This is a genomic window from Microbacterium sp. DWRC1-3 (assembly GCF_049896645.1).
GTDB lineage: Bacteria > Actinomycetota > Actinomycetes > Actinomycetales > Microbacteriaceae > Microbacterium > Microbacterium maritypicum.
The window spans coordinates 1,995,650-2,013,619 of sequence record NZ_JAFCUS010000001.1 but is presented as its reverse complement, the minus strand read 5'-3'; the positions used below and the strand labels follow the sequence as shown (position 1 = coordinate 2,013,619).

The following is a 17,970-nucleotide window of genomic DNA, read 5'->3' as shown; positions in this document are numbered from 1 at the left end:
CGACATCCTTCGCGAGATCGTCCTTCTTCGGAGGGTGGGAACATGGCGCGACGACGCGCATTCATTCGGGCGGTACTCGGCGCAGCGGCGGCACTCGCGCTCGCTCTGGGCGGCGTGACGGCGGCCGCCGCGGAAGACGACCCGGTCGTCACCGGTTCGATCTCCGGGACGGTGACATCGACCGTAGGCGGAACAGCCCTGGCCGGCATCGAGGTGCGGGCGCAGCGCGATAGCGATACCGGATGGCACACCGTCGTCACCAACGCGAGCGGCGCCTACACGTTCAGCGGCCTGGCCGAGGGCAGCTACCTCGTGCGATTCTTCGATCCGGCGGGCGACTACGCCACCGAGTACTGGGACGACGCCAGGGACTCTCTGGGCGCGCAGCGCGTCGCCGTCGTCGACGGCTCCGCGCATCCTGGTGTCGATGCCGCGCTCGCACCCACTCCGACCTCATCGATCAGCGGCACTGTCACGCGTGCCGATGACGGCACGCCCGTCAGCGGGGCCCGTGTGACCGCGGACGGCACGGACGGGTACTGGACCTCGACCCTCACCGACGGGGCCGGGCGATACACGCTCGGCAGTCTTCCCGGCGGCTCCTATGTCATCGGATTCCACGCGGAGGGGACCGACCTGAAGCGCGGATACTGGAGGAACGCCTCCGAATACTCGCAAGCCGAGCCGATCGTGATCGCCGAGCACACGACGACCTCCGGGATCGATGCCGCCCTCGCGGCGGGAGGATCGATCGCCGGCGTCGTCACGCGCACCGACAACGGCGAGGCGCTCGCGAACGTCACGGTCAACGCTCTCGACATGAACGGCGAGATCGCCGCCTTCGCCCGCACCGATCTCACGGGCGGATACCACGTCGACGGACTCGCCGCGGGTTCCTATCGTGTGCAGTTCGCCGAGCCGGGCCCCGGGCTTTCTGCGGAGTACTGGGAGAACGCGTACAGCTTCGACGCTGCGAAGATCGTCGTCGTCACCGAGTCGCAGACGACCACCGGAATCGACGCGGCGCTCGAGACGGTGGGATACATCAGCGGATCGGTGACCAAGAGCAGCGACGGGACCCGCGCACTCGGCAGGGTCACCATCACCAGCGTGGACGACGACCGCCACGCGTACTTCTCCGGCGTCTCGAACGACGGCACCTATCAGGTCGCCGTCGCCCCTGGCGAGTACCGCGTGCTCTTCGAGCCTTTCGACTCCGACCTGCGGGCGGAGTACTGGGCGGACGCCTTCACGAAGGCATCCGCGACGGCCGTCACCGTGTCGTCGGGAGTGAACGTCGGGGGAATCGATGCGCAGCTCGACGCAGCTGCCATCGTGACCGGCACCGTCACCCTCGACGCCGCCGTCGAGCGCGAGGTCACCGTCGAGGCCTGGTCCGGAAACCAGATCGTCGGCACGACCTTCGCCGACCCTCAGACCGGTGCCTACTCCCTGGCGCTCCCCGAAGGATCATTCATCCTCAAGGCATCTGCTCTGTTCCACGACGACGGCACCACGATCGCGCAGCCTCAGTTCTATGACGGTGTCGCCACCTCGGCGCTGGCGACGCCCGTCGTGGCGACCGTGGGTGTCCCCGTCACGGGGATCGATTTCACCCTCGTCGCGGTCACGAATCCCGAGCCTCAGCCGAAGCCCACCCTCGCGCTCGCCGCGGGCTCGATCCGCGCCGGCAAGGACATCACGATCTCGGGCACCGGTTTCGCGCCTGGAGCGTCGATCGCGTTCGAGCTGCACTCCAACCCGATCGCGCTCGGCACGCTGACGGCTGACGCGGACGGAGCGCTCCAGGGCACCCTCCGCATCCCGGCGACCGCGCCGGCGGGCGCGCACACCCTGGTGGCGCTGTCGGGGACCACAGTGATCGCTCGTACGGCGCTCACCGTCACCGCAGCTGCGGGCACGGGTACGGGCACCGGCGGGCAGGCGGGCGGCAGCGCAGCGGCGCCGGGCGCGGGGCTTGCCAGCACCGGTCTCGACGCCCCGGTGGCCGTCGTCGCGATCGGCGTCATCCTGTCGGTGATGGGCGGGATGCTCGTGCGTCGTCGTCGCGTCGAAAGCTGATCCTCAGCCGAGCAGCCGCTCGATCACCTGCGCCACACCGTCTTCGTCGTTCGACGCGGTCGTCTCGTCGGCCGCGTCGTGCACGAGCGGCTCGGCGTCGGCCATGGCGACCCCGTGCCCTGCCCAGCGGAGCATCTCGACGTCGTTGAGCGCGTCACCGAAGGCCACGACGTCGGCGCGGTCGATGCCGAGGTGCTCGCAGAGGCGGGCGAGACCCGTGGCCTTGGTGACGCCTTCGGCCATGACCTCGACGAACGGCGCACCCGAGAGCGTGACCTCGAAGCCGGTGAGCCCGAGCGAGCGCACCGTGTCGAACAGGGCGGCCGGGGCGAGCTCGGGGTGCCGGATCACGAACTTCAGGCTGGGAGCGGCGAGCACCTGATCCAACGGAACGCCGCCCATGGTGGCGGGGTCGCGCTTGTGGTCGGCGAGAGCGGCGATCGCGGCATAGCCGTGCTGGGCCACGAACGTCTCGCCGGCGTCGCGCACGCTCGCGAACAGCAGGTCGGGGATGCTCGCGCGGAGGGCCTCGGCCAGGGAGCGGATCGTCTCGGGCGGAAGCTCTTCGGCGAACAGCATCCGCCCGTCGTCGAGGCGCACGGCGTAGGCGCCGTTGCTGCACAGAGCCCAGCCGTCGAAGCCCGCATCCGCCGCGATGGCACGCAGGCCGATCGGCTGACGCGCCGTGACCGGCACGACGTGGATTCCGCGCTCCCGTGCCGCGTCGAGGGCCGCACGGGTGCGTGCGGTGACGGCGGGCGTCGAGTCGAGAAGGGTGCCGTCGAGATCGGTGGCGATCAGCCGCACGCTCATCAGATCGGCACTCAGGAGAAGATCATCGGGAGGTCGTCGTCGTCATCGGCGCCACCGAAATCGAGATCGACGACCACCGGGACGTGGTCGCTGGGCTGCTCGCCCTTGCGCTCGTCGCGGTGGATGGACGCGCCCTTGACCGCTTCGGCGAGAGTGCGCGAGCCCAGCACGAAGTCGATGCGGACACCCTCGTTGCGGGGGAACTTCAGACGCTGGTAGTCCCAGTAGGTGAAGCCCTCGGGGATGAGCGGGCGCACGACGTCGGTGACCCCGGCGTCTTGGAACGCGAAGAACGCGTCGCGCTCCTGCGGGGAGACGTGGGTCGACCGACCGATCACGATGTCGGGGTCGCCGTTGTCGACATCGAACGGGATGATGTTGAAGTCGCCCACCAGAGCGAGCGGAAGGTCGGGGTTCGCAGACAGCTCGGCGGCCGTGGACTTCTTCAGCTGCTCCAGCCAGTGCAGCTTGTAGAGGTAGTGCGGGTCATCGAGCGCACGTCCGTTCGGCACGTACAGGCTCCACACCCGCACCCCCTCGACCATCACGCCGAGCGCGCGGGCCTCGAGCGGCGCATCCGGCCCCTCATGCCCCTTCGCGAAGCCCGGCATCCCATCGAACGACGTGCGCACATCGGTGACCGGCAGTCGACTCGCGATCGCGACGCCGTTCCACTGATTCAGCCCGTGCACCTCGACGTGGTAGCCGGCCTCTTCGAACGGACCGTAGGGGAACTGCTCGGGCTTGCACTTGATCTCCTGCATCGCCAGCACGTCGATGTCTTCTCGGACGGCGAACTCGACGGTGCGGGTGACGCGGGTGCGGATGGAGTTGACGTTCCAGGTGGCCAAGCGCATGCCTCAAGCCTAGGGCCCACCTCCTACACGGATCACCGCCGAACGGACGTCCCTCGCCGACATCTGCATGAGTGCTGGACGGGCGCATGAGCGGTGCGGCCCCGGTTCTCATGCATCCGGTCGGGGCCCATGCATCCGAAGTCTCGGATCCCGTCGACGCCGGCTTGCCTCCTACACTGGATGCCGTGACCGCACTCGACGCAGACCGCCAGACACTTCTCGACCTCATCAAGGCGGAGGCGGTGTTCCACGGCGACTTCACCCTCTCCAGCGGCAAGCAGGCGACGTACTACGTCGACATGCGAAAGCTCACCCTGGACCACCGTGCCGCTCCCGCGATCGGTCGCATCATGCTCGACCTGATCGGCGACCTCGATGTCGTGGCGGTCGGCGGCCTCACCCTCGGTGCGGACCCGATCGCGAACGCGGTGCTGCATGCGTCGGTCGCCACCGACACCCCGCTCGACGCCTTCGTCGTGCGCAAGGAGCCCAAGGACCACGGGCGTGGCCGTCAGATCGAAGGCGCAGACGTCAAGGGCAAGCGCGTCGTGGTGCTCGAAGACACCTCGACCACCGGCCAGTCCGCGCTCAAGGCCGTCGAAGCCCTGCGCAAGGAAGGCGCCGAGATCGTCGCGGTCGCCGTGATCGTCGACCGCAAGACCGGCGCACAGGCCGCGATCGAAGCCGAGGGCCTGGAATGGCGCGCGGCCTTCGACCTCGACGACCTCGGGCTCGACCCCCAGTGACGCGCTACGCGCTCGCCGTCGATGTGGGCGGCACGAAGATGGAGGCCGCGCTCGTCGCGGAGGACGGTCTGCTCGTCGAGGGCAGCAGGAGCCGGCAGGCGACCGGTCGCGAAGCCACGCTCGCGTCGCTCACCGCCTCGGTCGTCGCCATCGTCGAGCACGCCCTCGCGGCTCTTCCCGCGGACGCCGAGCTCGTCGGAGCGGGAGTCGGCAGCGCCGGACCCATCGACCGCACAGCCGGCGCGATCATGCCGGTGAACATGCCCCTCGCCCGCGGCTTCGGCCTCGAAGAGGCCGTCCGTGCTGCGGCATCCACCGTCCTCGGACGCGACGTGCCCACCGTGCTCGGTCACGACGGCGGTGCACTCGCGCTCGCCGAGTCGTGGCTCGGTGCCACGCAGGGCGCCGGCGCCTCGCTGTCGATCGTCGTCTCCACCGGTGTCGGCGGCGGGTTCGTCGCCAACGGCGCCTACATCCCCGGTGCCACCGGCAACGCCGGGCATCTCGGTCAGGTGCGTCGTCACGGTGGCCTGACCCTCGAGGAGATCGCCTCGGGGCCCGCGAGCGCCGCCTGGGCGCAGCAGCAGGGCTGGACAGGAGCGACCGGCGAGGATCTGGCTCGCGATTCGGCCGCAGGCGACCCGGTCGCACGGGCGGCGATCGAGCGTTCGGCCCGCGAGGTGGGCGAGGCTCTCGCAGATGCCGCCACCCTCGTCGACCTCGACGTGGTCGCCATCGGCGGCGGATTCTCACGGGTGTCGGCGGACTACATCGACCTCGTGCAGCAGGCTCTCACCGCGAGCGCGGCGCATGAGTACTCGCGCCGAACCCGAGTCGTGCGCTCGGGGCTGGGCGACGAGGGGCCGCTCATCGGCGCTGCCGCCCTCGTGCTCCGGTAGGAGCTTCCAGGCGCGCTGCTCAGCGGCGCGCGGTGAGCAGGTGCCGGGGTGGTCCTTCGAGCCGCGCCACGGAGATCTTCAGGTCGGTGACGTCGGCGGCGACAGCATCGATGCGGGCGGTCAGCTTCTCGTCGACGGCGTCGATGCGGCGGACCATCCGGGCGGCGCCGACGAACATGCTCGTGCCGAGCGTCACCACGACGCCGACGGCGCTGATGATGATCGCGAGGACCTCCGTGGACACGCGTACTCTCCTTGCTCGGATGGGTGTGTCGACGACGTTACGCCGCCCTCACCGGTGTGCGCGCCGGTATTCCAGCATCTGTGAAGAGGTCGTCGGCGGTGCGAGGTGTGGACGAGGTGTCAGTTCGCCGTCGAGGTCCGCTGCGGCGACCGCGCGGCGACCAGCATCAGTGCCGGCACGAGCGCGCACAGCACCGCCGACGCGAAGAACGTCGTGCTCGATGCTGGGTCTCGGCCGATCAGCAGGATCAGGGTCGGCACGAACGTGCCGCCGACCGCACCGCAGGCGACGAGCGCGCCGGTCACCGCGGCGCTGCGAGCGGGATCGAGGCGGTCGAGGGCGAGTCCCAGGATGAGGCCGTAGCTGGGAGCGAGGAGCACGACCACGGCGGCCAGTGCGACGAGCGCGCCCACGGGAGCGGAGTCCACCAGCATCCCCGCGGCGGCCATCAGGAGGGCGGCGACGCTCGTGGCGCCGGCGAGGATCACGATCGGCGATACGGACAGTCGCCGCAGACCCGCTGCGCCGAAGCGGCCGATCGCCATGAGCGTCCAGAACGCCGAGGTTCCCAGTGCGGCGAGGCCGGGATCGACCGCGAGGATCCGCTCCGGGATCACCGCCGACCAACCGGACAGCACGGTCTCGACGCCCACATACAGCGGCAGCGCCACGGCGAACGGCAGGAGGACGAGCAGCCCGCGCACGTCGCGCTGCGCGGGAACCTCGGCGCGGGAGGAAGGGGCTGCCGCTCCGGAGAGGATCGCGACCGTGAGAAGCGGCACGATCGCCAGGATGCCGAGCAGCGCGCGTGCAGGCGACCCCACGGCGACGAGCAGCGGGGTAACGGCCGCGCAGACGGCGACCGTGCCGAGCAGGGCGCTGAGCAGTCCCGTCGCGCTGCCGGTGGCCAGGGACTTCGCGGCCACGGATCCGGAGGCCTCGACCAGTCCGAACCCGACCCCGGCGATCGCGGCCGCGACGATGAAGACCGCGGGAGTGCCGGAGAGTGCCACCACGACGACGGCGGCGGCCTGGAGGGCGCTGCCGAGCATCAGCGCGGTGCGCGGCGGCTGTCGCGTCAGCAGCGGGCCCGACGCCAGGACCCCGACCAGGAGCCCGGCGAAGAGTGCGGGCACGGCGGCGCTGAGGTCGGCGGTCATCGCGCGCTCGGCGGAGGGGAGGATCGCGGGAACGAAGGCGGCCGTGACCCCGAGACCTGCGAATGCGGTGAACAGCCCCGCTCGCGCGCGTCGGGTGTCGTCGGTCACGCCCCCGCCGTCCGCACGCGGTGCACGGCGGCGAACGTGTCGCGCAGCGCCTCCATCGAACGGTCGTAGTTCGACTGGGCGACGCCGATGAAGATGCAGTCGACCACCATGAGCTGAGCGATCCGGCTGCCCAGTGCGCCCGAGCGGAAGCCGGTCTCGCGGGCGGCGGTCGTCAGCACGATGTCGGCTTGATCGGCCAGGGGAGCGCCCGCATGGTTCGTGATCGCGATGGTGGTGGCTCCGGCCTGACGGGCGAGCAGCAGGAACTCGATCGTGTCGGTGGTGGCGCCGGTGTGCGACACCGCGATCGCGACGTTGCCGGGCCCGAGGGTCGCCGCCGACGTCCACGCGGCATGCGGGTCCGACCAGTCCAGAGCGGTGCGCCCGATGCGGGTGAGCTTGCGCTGCAGGTCGAGGCCGACGATGGAGCTCGCGCCCACACCGAAGATGTCGACCCTGGTCGATGAGGTGATGGCGTCGACGGAGGCCCGCAGCGACTCGGTGTCGAGCACCTTGGCGGTGTCGGCGAGGGAGAGGGTCTCGGCGAGCGAGACCTTCGCGACGATGTCGGCCAGGGTGTCGTTGCGGTCGATGTCCCCGGAGACGGCGGGAAGCGCGGCCGTGTCGAACGTCTCGCGCTCGACGTCGCGCAGCACGTGGTTGCGGAGCTCCCGCACGTGCTCGTAGCCCAGGCGCTTGCAGAATCGCACGACCGAGGTGGTCGAGGTGTCGCAGCGCTGGGCGAGTTCGGCGACGGACAGGCCAGCGGTCCCCGCGGGATCGGCGAGGAACAGGTCGGCGATGCGCTGCTCGCTCGGCCGCAGTTCGGGGCGGATCGCACGCATGCGGACGAGCACGGGGTGTGCGCCGGCGTCGTCGCGGGCGGCTTCATGGGGCATGGGGTCTCCGATCGCTGTTCATAACAGTAAAGGAACTTCTGTTACATCAGTAGTGTCTGTCGTGTACTTTTAGTACCAACCAAGACCGACGATGTTCGCGGGGCGGCAGGCAACAGCGCCTGACCCGACGCCACGGCGACGCGTCCCAGCCAGGAGGAATCAGCAATGAGCACAGCACGGCGGGCGTCATTCGGCGCTCTCACTGCCACGGGTGTCGCTTTGGCGCTCGTGATCACAGGTTGTTCCGCACCCGCATCCGACCCCCAGCCGTCAGCGGGTGCTGCAGGCGGCGACCTCGTCATCGGCGTCACCAGCGACCCAGACACGCTCTTCCCCTGGAAGGCGACCCAGTTCCAGGCCGTCAACGTGCTGCAGAACCTGTACGGCACCCTGACCGAGTTCGACGAGGACCTCAACGTGGTCCCCGGCCTCGCCGAGTCCTGGGACGTCTCGGAAGACGGCCTCACCCTGACCTTCCACCTGCGGGAAGGCGTCACGTTCGCCGACGGCAGCACGTTCGGATCCGAAGACGTGAAGTACTCGCTCGATGCGATCGCGGCCGAAGCCACCGCCGCCGTGTCGCGCAGCTCTCTCGCCTCCGTCACCGCGGTCGAGGCCACCGACGAGAACACCGTCACCCTCACCCTCAGCGCTCCCGACGCCGCACTTCCGGCTAACCTCGCCGTGATCAACATGGCGATGCTGTCCTCGGACGACACCGAAGAGGGTCTGAACACCACCCCGAACGGCACCGGTCCCTTCATCCTCGACGACCGCAAGGCGAGCCAGTCGATCACGCTCGCCAAGAACGAGGACTACTGGGGAGACACCGCGCTGCTCGACACCGTCGAGTTCCGCGTGATCCCCGACGAGTCCTCGATCGTCTCGGCGATGCAGTCCGGCAACGTGCAGCTGGCCGTGTTCGATGACCCGCTGGTCGCGCAGACCGCCGAGGGTGCGAACGTCGAGGTCGCCACGACCCCGCAGCTGAGCTACCACGCGCTGCAGCTGAACGCCACGCGCGGCGACCTCACCGACGTCAACGTGCGCCTCGCGATCCAGTGCGCGATCGACCGCCAGGAGGTGCTCGACACCGCAGCCCTCGGCGAGGGCGAGGTCACCGGTCCCATCACGTCTCCCGCGTACAAGTCCGACCCCGACGCACGCCCGTGCCCTGAGCGCGACCTCGACAAGGCGGCCGAGTACCTGAAGAAGGCGGGCAAGGAGGACGGCGTCACCATCAAGACGATCGTCTCCCAGGGCGAGTACGCGACCTCGGTCAACGAGGCGCAGAACCTGAAGGCGCAGCTGGCCGACGCGAACATCACGCTCGACCTCGAGGTGCTCGAGTCCGGTGCCTTCGTCGATCGCTGGATCGCGGCCGACTTCGACGCCGCTGTCGCCCTCAACGGCGGTCGCCCCGACCCCGACGGCATGTACGGCCGGTACTTCACCAGCACGGGCAACCTGAACAAGGTCGCCGGCTACTCCTCGCCCGAGCTCGACGCGCTGTTCGCCGAGGGCCGCCAGACGGCCGACCCGGAGAAGCGCAAGGACATCTACGCGCAGGTCTCCGAGAACCTCGAGGACAACGCCGCGTGGATCTGGCTGTTCACGAGCTACACCTACACGGCGACCGCGTCGAACGTCGACGGCTTCGTCCCGATGGTGAACGGCTCGCTGCAGTACCTGCGGACCACCTCCATCAAGTAGCGGATCGAGGGGGCGCGGCCACCCCGCGCCCCCTCCCTCCCCGACGACAGGCACCCACACACGCGCATGTTCAGACAGATCCTCCGCAACAGCGTGCTGCGACGCATCCTCGCAGCCCTCGGCACGCTCCTCGGCGTCGCCATCTTCGTCTTCCTGATGCTGCGCGCCATCCCCGGCGACCAGATCAGTTCCGGCCTCGGCACCGAGGCCGCCGCCCTCACGCCGTCGCAGCGCGCCGCCCTCGAGTCGTACTACGGTCTCGACCAGCCGCTCTTCGTGCAGTTCTTCTCGTGGCTGGGCAACATCTTCACCGGCAACCTCGGCTTCTCGTCGCGGGCGCAGACGAGCGTGCTCGATCTCACCGCCGCCGCCCTCCCCGTGACGTTCGAGCTCGCGATCTTCTCGATCGTGATCGCGCTGGCCATCGGCATCCCGCTCGGAATGCTCTCCGCCTCGAAGCCCGACTCGTTCCGCGACGGCGTCGGACAGGTGGTCGGCCTCGCCGGTCTCTCGATCCCCGCGTTCCTGCTCGGCACGGCGCTGCTGGCGATCCTCGCCTCGTCGTTCGGCTTCAACCCCAACGGCCAGGCCTACGCCACGCTGTTCGAGAACCCGCTGCTGAACCTCCAGCAGATGCTGCTGCCCTCGATCGTGCTCGGCTTCGGCATCGCCGCGCCGATCATGCGCACCACCCGCACGGCCGTGCTCGAGATCCGCTCCAACGACTTCATCCGCACCGCCAGGGCGAAGGGCGTCCCCCCGCGTCGCCTGCAGGTGCGCCACGTGCTCGGCAACGCGCTCGTGCCCATCGTCACGATGACCGGGCTGCAGTTCGGCTACCTCCTCGGCGGTGCCGTGGTGGTGGAGCAGATCTTCTCGCTCCCCGGCATCGGGCGTCAGGTGCTGCTGGGCATCCAGCAGAAGGAGTACGCGCTCGTGCAGAGCACCGTGCTCGTGATCGCGCTCGCCTTCGTCATCGTCAACCTGCTCACCGACCTGCTGTACCGGGTCATCGATCCTCGGGTGCGTGCCGCATGACCGACATCTCTCAGACCCCGGCCCTCGCCCCCGGCGGCGGGCGCACCATGGAGCGCGTGCGTCTCCTGCTGCGCAGCCGCAGCGGGCTCACGGGACTCATCATCGTCGCACTTCTCGCCGTGCTGAGCCTCGTCTCGGCGTTCGGGCTGCTGCCGTTCGACCCGCTCGCGCAGGATCCGCCCTCCCGCCTGCAGCCGCCGTCGGCCGTGCACTGGTTCGGCACCGACCAGTTCGGTCGCGACGTGTTCTCGCGCGTCGCCGCCGGCGTCGCCAACTCGGCGCTGATCTCGGTCGTAGCCGTGGCCTTCGCCACCGTGGTCGGTACCGTGTGCGGGCTCATCGCCGGCTTCTACCGCGGCTTCTCCGACGGCGCGATCACCGCGGTCACCAACGTGCTGTTCGCCTTCCCTCCGCTGCTGCTCGCGCTGTCGCTCGCCTCGGTGTTCGAGCGCAACTGGTTCACCATCGCCGTGGCCATCGCGATCGTCTACGTGCCGATCTTCATCCGCGTCACCCGAGGGCCGGTGCTGTCGCTGCGCGAGGTCGAGTATGTCAAGGCCGCCAAGAGCACGGGTCAGAGCCGCATGGCGACCATGTTCCGGCACGTGCTGCCGAACATCACGTCGATCATCATCGTGCAGGTGACGCTCTCGCTGTCCTGGGCCGTGCTCACCGAGGCCTCGCTGAGCTTCCTCGGCCTCGGCACACCTCCGCCCGCGCCCTCGCTCGGCTCGATGATCTTCGAGGCGCGCACGCTCGTGACGATCGCCCCGTGGACCATGATCGCGCCCGGCGTGATCGTGGTGCTCCTCGTCGTGGGATTGAACCTGCTCGGCGATGGCCTGCGCGACAGCCTCGACCCCCGGAACAGAGGAAAGCGATGACCATGGAGGACCTCGGCGCACTGGCGACGGAGGCCAGCGATCCCCGCTACGCCGAACTCGACCTGATGAGCGTGGCGGAGCTCGCGCAGACCATGAACGAGGCGGATGCCACGGTGCCGGCCGCCGTGCAGCGCGCACTCGGGGAGATCGTTCCGGCGATCGAGGCCACGGCCGCCCGTATGGCGCAGGGCGGACGCCTTGTCTACGTCGGCGCGGGAACCCCCGGCCGCATCGGCGTGCTCGACGCCTCGGAGTGCCCTCCCACGTTCAGCACTCCGCCGGAGCTGGTGTTCGCGATCATGGCGGGCGGTCCCGGCGCGATCGTGAACCCCGTCGAGGGCGCGGAGGACGACGCGGAAGCGGGCGCTGCGGCCATCGACGCGGCGGGCATCGGCCCGCTCGACACCGTGATCGGCATCGCCTCGAGCGGACGCACGCCGTATGTGATCGCCGCCGTCCGCCGCGCGCGCGAGCTCGGAGCGCTCAGCATCGGCCTCTCGTGCAACGTCGGTACCGCTCTCAGCGCGGCGGCGGAACACGGGATCGAGGTCGAGGTCGGCCCCGAGGTGCTCTCCGGTTCGACCCGCCTCAAGTCGGGCACGGCGCAGAAGCTCGTGCTCAACATGTTCTCGACCATCTCGATGGTGCGAAACGGCAAGGCCTACGGCAACCTGATGGTGGATGTGAAGGCCACCAACCACAAGCTGCGCGAGCGGGCGATCCGGATGGTGCAGACCATCGCCGAGGTCGACCGCGACGCGGCGGTGGCTGCGCTGGAGGCCGCCGCCTACGACGTGAAGCTCGCGTCGATCATGATCCGCCGCGGTGAGGATCTCGCCGCGGCGACCGCTCGACTGGGCGCCGCCGACGGTCGGCTGCGCACCGCACTGGAGGAGAACTGATGCGCGTCCTCGGACTGATCTCCGGCACCTCGCACGACGGGATCGATGCCGCCGTCGTCGACTTCACGACCAATGGCGGCTTCACCGCGCACGGGGTGGATCTGCACGGCACGGTGCTCGCCGCCACGAGCGTGCCCTACGCGCCCGAGCTGCGGGCGCGGCTGATCGCTGCGCTGCCACCGGCGCAGACCACCCTCGCCGAGGTGTGCGAGCTCGACACCCTCATCGGACAGGCGTTCGCCGAGGTCGCCGCCGACATCGCCGCAGAGGTGGGCGGTGTCGACGCTGTCTGCTCGCACGGACAGACCGTGTACCACTGGGTCGACGGAGCGCACGCGCTGGGCACCCTGCAGATCGGGCAGCCCGCCTGGATCGCGGAGAAGGTCGGTGCCCCCGTGGTCTCCGACATCCGCATCCGCGACATCACGGTCGGCGGGCACGGTGCCCCGCTGGTGTCGTTCCTCGACGAGCTGCTGCTGCGCTCGCGCGCCGGGGTGTCGGCGGCCCTGAACCTGGGCGGCATCTCGAACATGACGGTGGTGCGGCAGGACGGCCTGGTCGCCTACGACATCGGCCCCGCGAACGCGCTGGTGGATGCGGTCATCGTGGAGCACGGCCTCAACCCGCTCGGCTACGACGACGATGCCGCGATCGCCCGCACCGGTCAGGTCGACGAGGCGCTGCTGGCCGCGCTGCTGGAGGACTCGTACTACGCCCTCACGCCGCCCAAGAGCACGGGCAAGGAGCACTTCCACCTCGGCTACGTGCAGGAGCACCTCGCTGCGCAGGGTCGCGAGATCGCCGTCGCGGATGTCGTGCGCACCCTGACCGAGCTCACGGTCCGCACGGTCGCGCGTGATGTGGAGGCTGCAGGTATCGGTTTCCTCGCCGTGTCGGGCGGCGGCTGCCGCAACCCGCTGATCCTCGACGGACTGCGCGCCGCGCTCCCTGCGACCGAGGTCGTGCTGGCCGACGAGCTGGGCGCGGCCGCCGACAGCAAGGAGGCGATCCTCCTCGCGCTGATCGGCTGGTCCACGATGCACGGTGTTCCCGCGATCGTCCCGGGGGGAACAGGTGCGCGCGAGCCGCGCATCCTGGGCACCATCACCCCGGGGGTCGGTCCTCTGCAGATGCCGGAGCCGGTCGCTGCCATCGACTCCCTCGTGCTCACGGAGGCCGCAGCATCGTGAGCCTCCAGGTGCGCCCCGCCACCCCGGACGACCTGTCCGGGGTGATCGAGGTGTTCCTCGCCTGCTGGCGGGAGAGCTACCGCGGGGTGCTGCCCGATGGGGCGATCGATGCCATGACCGACGAGCGCGCCGAGGTGCTGTGGCAGCGGGTGCTCGCCGATCCGGTGGGCGTCGTGCTCGTCGCGGTGCGCGACGGCGGGATCGTCGGACTCACCCGGTACGCCGCGACCGCAGGTGGCGAGGGTCGGATCGACGGTGCCGTGCACTCCCTGTACGTCTCGCCCCGTGCCCACGGCGGGGGCATCGGCGGCGCGCTGCTGGCGCGGGCGACCGCTGACCTGCAGGAGGCCGGGGCCGAGGCCGCGACGTTGTGGGTGTTCGCGGCCAACGCGCCGTCGATCGGCTTCTACGAGGCGAAGGGCTGGCACCCCGATGGAGCCACCCGCACGCAGCCGGAGTTCGGAGAACCCGAACAGCGCATGCGCAGGGAGTGGACATGAGCGGGGTATCGCCATGAGCGCGGTGATGCGCCTGCGCGTGCTCCGGGTGCCGTCGCCCCTGGTGCGGCCGTTCATCACAGCCGTGCGCCGCACGGATCACCTCGACGTCGTGCTCGTCGAGGCGACCGACGCCGACGGGCGCCGCGGATACGGTGAGGCCGCCACGAGCTGGCGCGTCACGGGGGAGAGCCCGCAGAGTGTCGCCGCCGCCGTCGCAGGTCCGCTCGCCGAGGCCGTACGCGGTCGCGACGCCGGCGACCCCGGGCTTGCTGTCGACATCACGCGGTCGATCTGGGGCAACGCCGCCGCCCGCAGCGCGGTCGAGTGCGCCGTCGCGGATCTCGCCGCACAGCAGCAGGGGGTCTCGCTCGCGGCCGGCCTGTCTCGCGCATACGCCGTGCACGACTCCTCGAGGACGTCGCGCATCCGCACCGACATGACCCTGTCCGTGGGGGAGCCGGATGCGGTGGCAGCGCTTTCCGAGGAGTACGTCACCGCGGGGTTCGGATGCCTCAAGCTCAAGGCCTCCGCTGCGCACGACACGGTCGCCGGACTCCGCGCCGTTCGTGCCGCTGTCGGGCCCGACGTCACGCTGCGGATCGACGCGAACCAGGCCTGGGACGCCGAGACCGCGATCCGCGTGATCCGTGCCGCCGAAGACGCAGGCCTCGGGATCGAACTCGTCGAGCAGCCCGTCGCCGCGCACGATCTCGATGCTCTCGCCGCCGTGACAGCGGCCGTCGATACCCCGATCATGGCCGATGAGTCGGTGCGCACGGCCCAGGACGTGCGCAGGGTCGCCGAGCGCGGAGCCGCCGATCTCGTGAACATCAAGCTCGCCAAGACGGGTGGACTGGCCGAGGCCCTCGCCGCCGCGGAAGCCGCACGAGAGGCGGGCCTGGGTGTCGTGATCGGCTGCATGATGGAGTCGCATGTCGGAGTGAGCGCCGCCGCCCACCTCGCAGCTGTCGTCGCCCCCGGTGTCGTGCACGACCTGGATGCGGCGTTCTGGCTGCAGCGGTCGCCGGTGATCGGCGGCGTCGTGCCGTCCGGAGACGTTCTGCTGCTGGAGGCGGACGCGGGTCTCGGCATCAGCGCCCTCGCCGCGGATGCGCACCACGAGGTCCTGCTCGACCTCCCCGTCGGTGCGGAGGTGCGCGCATGACTGCCGCCGAAGCCGTCGGCGCCGTGCTCGCCATGGAATCCGCCCCTCGCGGCGTGGTCGCGGGTGTCGTCACCGATGCCGGGCGGGACATCGCCGCCGGCGGTCTGGCGGACCTCGCCGGAACGGCGATGACCACAGAGACCGCGTTCGACATCGCCTCGGTGTCGAAGGTCGCCGCGACCACCACCGCGATCCTGCGACTCGTGAGCCGGGGCGAGCTGGGCTTCGACGACCCGGTCGAGCGGTTCGTCCGCGGCACCGCGTGCGCGGCGGGAACCACCGTGCGCCACCTCCTGCAGCACCGCGCAGGACTCTGGGAATGGCAGCCGCTCTACCTCGATCGTGAGCACGCCGGCGACCCCGCCGCCGCGGTCGATGCGATCCAGCTGCGCTACGGCCTGGACGAAGGCCGCCACTACTCCGACCTCGGCTTCATGCTCCTCGGCCGCATCATCGCGGCCGTCACCGGCGCGCCGCTGGATGCCGCCGTCCGCGAGCTCGTGACCGCACCCCTCGGCCTCGACCGCACCGGATACGGCCCGTTCGCCCCGCCCGTCGCCTCCTCCGCCGTCGGCGATGCCGCCGAGCGTCGCATGGTGGCCACGGGTGAGCCCTATCCGATCCTCACGACCGCGCGGGAGTTCACCTGGCGCGACGACGAGATCGCCGGAGTCGTGAACGACGGCAACTGCTTCCACGCCCTCGGCGGCGTCGCAGGTCACGCCGGACTCTTCAGCACCGCCGGTGATCTGCTGACCCTCGGTGCCGCGCTGGCCGCGCCCGAGCGGCACCCTGAGCTGTGGGATCCGGATGCCGTCGCCGAGCTGTTCCGGGACGGACCGGACCCCGGACAGGCACTGGGCTGGCGCAGCGATGCGATCGCGGTCGCCGGTGGGCGGACCCGTCTGCTCTGGCACCCCGGCTACACGGGATGCGCACTCGGACTCCTTCCGGGCACCGGCACGGCCGTGGTGCTGCTGAGCACCCGCCTCTTCGCCGCCGAGCCCGCACCGACCGAGGCGCTCTGGCGCACGGCACTCCCCGCGCTCGTGCCCGACGACAACGATCCCGACGACAACGATCCCGACGACAACGATCCCGACGACAACGATCCCGACGACAACGAAGGAACGAGAACACCATGAGCACCACCGAGCCCGTGCTGAGCATCAGCGGCCTCGCCGTCGCCTTCCGGACCGGTTCCGAGCTGGTCACCGCGATCAGCGACGTCAACATCGACATCGCCGCCGGTGAGACCGTCGCGATCGTGGGGGAGTCGGGGTCGGGCAAGTCCACCACCGCGGCCGCGGTCAACCGTCTGCTCCCCGAGAACGGGGTGATCACGGCCGGCAGCATCCGCTTCGACGGACGCGAGCTGACCGACCTCCCCGAGAACGCCATGATCTCGCTCCGCGGTGCCGGGATCGGCCTCGTGCCGCAGGACCCGATGTCGAACCTCAACCCGCTCATGCGCGTAGGCGAGCAGATCGGCGAGGCGCTCGAGGTGCACGGCCACACGCACGGCGACGCCACCAAGGCCCGAGCCGTCGAGCTGCTGGAGATGGTGGGGATCGCGGATGCCGCGCAGCGCGCCCACCAGTACCCCCACGAGTTCTCCGGCGGCATGCGCCAGCGCGTGCTGATCGCCATGGGCCTCGCCTGCAAGCCGCGCCTGCTGATCGCCGACGAGCCCACCTCCGCCCTCGACGTGACGGTGCAGCGCCGCATCCTCGACCAGCTCGACACGCTCACCGACGAGCTCGGCACCGCGGTCTTCCTGATCACGCACGATCTGGCCCTCGCCGCCGAGCGCGCAGATCGCATCGTCGTCATGTTCCGCGGCCGGGTGGTCGAGGAGGGCACCTCGGCGCAGGTGCTCGGCGCCCCGCAGCACGAGTACACGAAGCAGCTGCTCGCTGCGGCGCCCAGTCTCGCCTCGCGCCGCGATGTCCTGCCGCAGCGCGAGGCCGCCACGGGGACGCCGTTCGTCGAGATCCGCGACCTCCGCAAGGAGTTCGCCCTCCGCGCCCCCAAGGCCGGGGAGCCGCAGACGTTCACGGCGGTCGACGGCGTGAGCTTCGAGATCCGCCGCGGCACCACGGTGTCGATCGTGGGCGAGTCGGGCTCCGGCAAGTCGACGACGGCGAACATGGTGCTCGGGCTCGAAGACGCCACGTCGGGGTCGATCCTGTTCGACGGGCTCGACCTGACCACGCTCCGCCGCAAGGAGCTGTTCGCCCTGCGCCGTCGCGTGCAGCCGGTGTTCCAGAACCCCTACGCCTCGCTCGATCCGCGCTACACGGTCGAGCAGTCGATCGCCGAGCCGCTGCGCGTGCACCGCATCGGCACCACGGCGTCGCGGCATGCCCGGGTGCTCGAGCTGCTGGAGCAGGTCGCGCTGCCCGCGGCGATGGCGGAGCGCCTGCCGCACGAGCTGTCGGGTGGGCAGCGCCAGCGCGTCGCGATCGCCCGCGCCCTGGCGCTCGAACCCGAGCTCGTGGTGCTCGACGAGGCGGTGTCGGCGCTCGACGTGCTGGTGCAGGCGCAGATCCTCGACCTGCTCGCCGACCTGCAGAAGCGCCTGGGGCTGAGCTACCTCTTCATCAGTCACGACCTCGCCGTGGTGCGGATGATCTCCGACGAGGTGCACGTCATGCAGCGCGGCGTCGTGGTCGAGAGCGGCACGCCGGAGCGCATCTTCGACGCCCCGCAGCATCCCTACACGCGCGAGCTGCTCGCGGCGATCCCTGGAGCCTCGCTGGCGTCCTGA

General features: G+C 70.4%; 17 protein-coding genes. 12 read left to right on the top strand and 5 right to left on the bottom strand.

What is annotated here, in order from left to right:
* Positions 1–42 precede the first annotated feature (42 nt).
* On the top strand, positions 43–2,082 hold the full coding sequence (locus ACP699_RS09795) for an MSCRAMM family protein (protein WP_426170841.1): 2,040 nt from the start codon (positions 43–45) through the stop codon (positions 2,080–2,082).
* Between the two features lie 3 nt (positions 2,083–2,085).
* Here the strand turns inward: ACP699_RS09795 and ACP699_RS09790 are convergent, their stop codons facing one another.
* Together ACP699_RS09790 and ACP699_RS09785 are read right to left on the bottom strand one after the other, a co-directional pair.
* A complete protein-coding gene (locus ACP699_RS09790; RefSeq protein WP_055866249.1) occupies positions 2,086–2,895 on the bottom strand; it encodes a Cof-type HAD-IIB family hydrolase in 810 nt (269 codons plus the stop codon).
* Between the two features lie 11 nt (positions 2,896–2,906).
* Entirely contained in the window at positions 2,907–3,752 is an 846-nt protein-coding gene (locus tag ACP699_RS09785; protein ID WP_017829595.1) for an exodeoxyribonuclease III, read from the bottom strand.
* A 185-nt stretch (positions 3,753–3,937) separates the two neighbouring features.
* Here ACP699_RS09785 and pyrE point away from each other — a divergent pair, with 185 nt between their 5' ends.
* Together pyrE and ACP699_RS09775 are read left to right on the top strand one after the other, a co-directional pair.
* Positions 3,938–4,498, top strand: coding sequence for an orotate phosphoribosyltransferase (gene pyrE / locus ACP699_RS09780; RefSeq protein WP_017829594.1), 561 nt, complete (start codon positions 3,938–3,940; stop codon positions 4,496–4,498).
* Positions 4,495–5,397 (top strand): ROK family protein, encoded by a 903-nt coding sequence (locus ACP699_RS09775; protein ID WP_055874767.1) that lies wholly within the window; start codon positions 4,495–4,497, stop codon positions 5,395–5,397. Before pyrE ends, ACP699_RS09775 begins: the two co-directional genes overlap by 4 nt.
* A 19-nt stretch (positions 5,398–5,416) precedes the next feature.
* Here ACP699_RS09775 and ACP699_RS09770 read toward each other — a convergent pair whose 3' ends face one another.
* From ACP699_RS09770 to ACP699_RS09760, 3 genes are all read right to left on the bottom strand, one after another.
* The gene (locus ACP699_RS09770; RefSeq protein ID WP_426170837.1) at positions 5,417–5,641 is read right to left on the bottom strand and encodes a hypothetical protein; all 225 of its coding nucleotides are present in this window, start codon (positions 5,639–5,641) and stop codon (positions 5,417–5,419) included.
* Positions 5,642–5,760: 119 nt separating this feature from the next.
* Entirely contained in the window at positions 5,761–6,909 is a 1,149-nt protein-coding gene (locus ACP699_RS09765) for an MFS transporter (RefSeq protein ID WP_426170835.1), read from the bottom strand.
* On the bottom strand, positions 6,906–7,808 hold the full coding sequence (locus ACP699_RS09760; protein ID WP_017829590.1) for a MurR/RpiR family transcriptional regulator: 903 nt from the start codon (positions 7,806–7,808) through the stop codon (positions 6,906–6,908). Before ACP699_RS09760 ends, ACP699_RS09765 begins: the two co-directional genes overlap by 4 nt.
* Positions 7,809–7,973: 165 nt before the next feature.
* On the opposite strand from ACP699_RS09760, the gene ACP699_RS09755 reads away from it, so the two are divergent.
* The 9 genes from ACP699_RS09755 (at position 7,974) to ACP699_RS09715 (ending at position 17,970) form a co-directional block, all read left to right on the top strand.
* Positions 7,974–9,521, top strand: coding sequence for an ABC transporter substrate-binding protein (locus ACP699_RS09755; RefSeq protein WP_017829589.1), 1,548 nt, complete (start codon positions 7,974–7,976; stop codon positions 9,519–9,521).
* Between the two features lie 66 nt (positions 9,522–9,587).
* On the top strand, positions 9,588–10,559 hold the full coding sequence (locus ACP699_RS09750; protein WP_017829588.1) for an ABC transporter permease: 972 nt from the start codon (positions 9,588–9,590) through the stop codon (positions 10,557–10,559).
* A complete protein-coding gene (locus tag ACP699_RS09745; RefSeq protein ID WP_017829587.1) occupies positions 10,556–11,443 on the top strand; it encodes an ABC transporter permease in 888 nt (295 codons plus the stop codon). Before ACP699_RS09750 ends, ACP699_RS09745 begins: the two co-directional genes overlap by 4 nt.
* Positions 11,440–12,345, top strand: coding sequence for an N-acetylmuramic acid 6-phosphate etherase (murQ, locus tag ACP699_RS09740; protein WP_017829586.1), 906 nt, complete (start codon positions 11,440–11,442; stop codon positions 12,343–12,345). The genes ACP699_RS09745 and murQ overlap by 4 nt, the downstream gene beginning before the upstream one ends.
* Positions 12,345–13,535 (top strand): anhydro-N-acetylmuramic acid kinase, encoded by a 1,191-nt coding sequence (locus tag ACP699_RS09735; protein ID WP_055874749.1) that lies wholly within the window; start codon positions 12,345–12,347, stop codon positions 13,533–13,535. Before murQ ends, ACP699_RS09735 begins: the two co-directional genes overlap by 1 nt.
* Entirely contained in the window at positions 13,532–14,035 is a 504-nt protein-coding gene (locus tag ACP699_RS09730; RefSeq protein ID WP_302793660.1) for a GNAT family N-acetyltransferase, read from the top strand. The genes ACP699_RS09735 and ACP699_RS09730 overlap by 4 nt, the downstream gene beginning before the upstream one ends.
* A gap of 13 nt (positions 14,036–14,048) precedes the next feature.
* A complete protein-coding gene (locus tag ACP699_RS09725; RefSeq protein ID WP_426170829.1) occupies positions 14,049–15,200 on the top strand; it encodes an enolase C-terminal domain-like protein in 1,152 nt (383 codons plus the stop codon).
* Positions 15,197–16,345 (top strand): serine hydrolase domain-containing protein, encoded by a 1,149-nt coding sequence (locus tag ACP699_RS09720; protein ID WP_426170827.1) that lies wholly within the window; start codon positions 15,197–15,199, stop codon positions 16,343–16,345. The genes ACP699_RS09725 and ACP699_RS09720 overlap by 4 nt, the downstream gene beginning before the upstream one ends.
* Positions 16,342–17,970 (top strand): ABC transporter ATP-binding protein, encoded by a 1,629-nt coding sequence (locus tag ACP699_RS09715; protein ID WP_426170825.1) that lies wholly within the window; start codon positions 16,342–16,344, stop codon positions 17,968–17,970. Before ACP699_RS09720 ends, ACP699_RS09715 begins: the two co-directional genes overlap by 4 nt.

Coding starts and splice junctions, on each gene's coding strand:
- ACP699_RS09745 (WP_017829587.1), top strand. CDS start 10,556: ATGACCGACATCTCTCAGACCCCGGCCCTCGCCCCCGGCGGCGGGCGC.
- murQ (WP_017829586.1), top strand. CDS start 11,440: ATGACCATGGAGGACCTCGGCGCACTGGCGACGGAGGCCAGCGATCCC.
- ACP699_RS09750 (WP_017829588.1), top strand. CDS start 9,588: ATGTTCAGACAGATCCTCCGCAACAGCGTGCTGCGACGCATCCTCGCA.
- ACP699_RS09760 (WP_017829590.1), bottom strand. CDS start 7,808: ATGCCCCATGAAGCCGCCCGCGACGACGCCGGCGCACACCCCGTGCTC.
- ACP699_RS09785 (WP_017829595.1), bottom strand. CDS start 3,752: ATGCGCTTGGCCACCTGGAACGTCAACTCCATCCGCACCCGCGTCACC.
- ACP699_RS09720 (WP_426170827.1), top strand. CDS start 15,197: ATGACTGCCGCCGAAGCCGTCGGCGCCGTGCTCGCCATGGAATCCGCC.
- ACP699_RS09715 (WP_426170825.1), top strand. CDS start 16,342: ATGAGCACCACCGAGCCCGTGCTGAGCATCAGCGGCCTCGCCGTCGCC.
- ACP699_RS09725 (WP_426170829.1), top strand. CDS start 14,049: ATGAGCGCGGTGATGCGCCTGCGCGTGCTCCGGGTGCCGTCGCCCCTG.
- ACP699_RS09735 (WP_055874749.1), top strand. CDS start 12,345: ATGCGCGTCCTCGGACTGATCTCCGGCACCTCGCACGACGGGATCGAT.
- ACP699_RS09790 (WP_055866249.1), bottom strand. CDS start 2,895: ATGAGCGTGCGGCTGATCGCCACCGATCTCGACGGCACCCTTCTCGAC.
- ACP699_RS09755 (WP_017829589.1), top strand. CDS start 7,974: ATGAGCACAGCACGGCGGGCGTCATTCGGCGCTCTCACTGCCACGGGT.
- ACP699_RS09795 (WP_426170841.1), top strand. CDS start 43: ATGGCGCGACGACGCGCATTCATTCGGGCGGTACTCGGCGCAGCGGCG.